Genomic DNA, 1,366 nt, shown 5'->3' on the forward strand with positions numbered 1-1,366 from the left:
TGCCACCCGCGGCCCGCCGGTGTACGGCGAGCCGACCGCGGACGGCTGGCGCGCGTGGGACCCCGGGCGCTCGAAGCTCGGCGGGATGTTCGAGCTCGGGTTCCAGACGGGGCTGTCCGGCGGCGAGACGGTGCTGTACCTCGGTGCGGCCAGCGGGACGACGGTCAGCCACGTCGCGGACTTCGCGGGCCCGACGTACGCCGTCGAGTTCGCGCCGCGGCCGGCGCGGGACCTCGTGGAGGCGGCCGAGCCCCGCGATCGGCTGTTTCCACTTTTAAAAGACGCGCGGACGCCGACCCGCTACGCCCACGTCGTCGAGAGCGACGTGGACGCGATCGTGCAGGACGTGGCGACGCGCGGCCAGGCCGAGGTCGCCGTGCGGAACGCGCGGTTCCTCGCGGACGACGGGCGGCTGCTGCTCGCGATCAAGGCGCGCAGCGAGGACGTGACGGCGGCCCCGGAGGCGGTGTTCGAGAGCGCGCTCGACCGGCTCCGGGAGGCCTACGAGATCCTGGAGACGCGGCGGCTCGACCGGTTCCACGAGGACCACCTCGGGGTCGTGGCGACGCCGAAGTAACTCGGGGAGCGACGAGCCGTGAGGGCGGTCGCGGCCGGAGCCGTCCGATTCACCACGTCGGCGGCGAGAAGCCGGCGTCCTCTAAGATCGGCTTCCAGCGCTTCTGAACGGAGAGTCGGGAGACGTCCATCGCGTCGGCGACGGCTGACTGCGACCGCTCCTGGCCGCGGATCAGGGCGGCGGCGTAGAGGCTGGCGGCCGCGGCGACGCGCTTTCCCCGATCGTCGTCGGGAGCGCGCGACAGGAACAGATCGGTCGCCGTCGACAGCGTCTCCTCGTCGAGGTCGAGCGTCGCGCACGCGTCGTCGAGCCGGTCCAGCCACGCCGCGTTGTCGACGCGATCGCTCGCTCGGTACATGCCCCCAGTTGGACGCACCGACGTAAAAAGGTCGCGCGGCGAGCGGGCGGAATCGCCCGACGAACGCGGGGGCCGGCGCGAGGCGCGGGTCCGCGTTCGGCGCCTCCGGCTCGCCCCCAGTTCGCCCCGGTCGCCGCTCTCAAGTCCGCGCCGCCCGTACGTCGGGTATGTCGACGCACGCGTGGACCGAGTCGCGGGTTCGCGAGCTTCACGACGAGCTGGTGTCGCTGTACGAGCCGGTGGACCGCGTCGCCGAGCACGGCGCCGACCCGACCGCCGAGCCCGGCGAGGGGGTCCGCCAGCTCGTGACGACGATCCTGTCACAGAACGTCGCCGACGCGAACACGAGCCGGGCCGCGGCGGCGCTGTTCGACCGCTACGACGACTTCGCGGCGATCGAGGCCGCCGACCACGACGAGCTGGCCGAGACA

General features: G+C 73.2%; 2 protein-coding genes and 1 pseudogene (1 of these 3 running past the window's edge). 2 read left to right on the forward strand and 1 reads right to left on the reverse strand.

Annotated features, from left to right (window positions below; genetic code table 11):
- Positions 1 to 577 carry the 3' portion of a fibrillarin-like rRNA/tRNA 2'-O-methyltransferase gene (locus tag C468_RS16135; protein ID WP_080510660.1) on the forward strand. 83 nt of this gene lie to the left of the window's left edge, so only the last 577 of its 660 coding nucleotides appear in the window; its start codon lies beyond the left edge, outside the window; its stop codon occupies positions 575 to 577.
- 49 nt (positions 578 to 626) lie between these two features.
- Here the strand turns inward: C468_RS16135 and C468_RS16140 are convergent, their stop codons facing one another.
- Complete coding sequence (locus tag C468_RS16140) at positions 627 to 935, reverse strand: hypothetical protein (protein WP_008849971.1); 309 nt, start codon at positions 933 to 935, stop codon at positions 627 to 629.
- A 167-nt stretch (positions 936 to 1,102) separates the two neighbouring features.
- On the opposite strand from C468_RS16140, the pseudogene C468_RS16145 reads away from it, so the two are divergent.
- A pseudogene (locus C468_RS16145) lies at positions 1,103 to 1,366 on the forward strand (endonuclease III domain-containing protein); the annotation flags it as partial.

It is taken from the genome of Halorubrum kocurii JCM 14978 (assembly GCF_000337355.1).
Classification (GTDB): domain Archaea; phylum Halobacteriota; class Halobacteria; order Halobacteriales; family Haloferacaceae; genus Halorubrum; species Halorubrum kocurii.

Bases quoted from the DNA above. Each gene is read 5' to 3' on its own strand.
- C468_RS16140 (WP_008849971.1), bottom strand. From the start codon at position 935: ATGTACCGAGCGAGCGATCGCGTCGACAACGCGGCGTGGCTGGACCGG.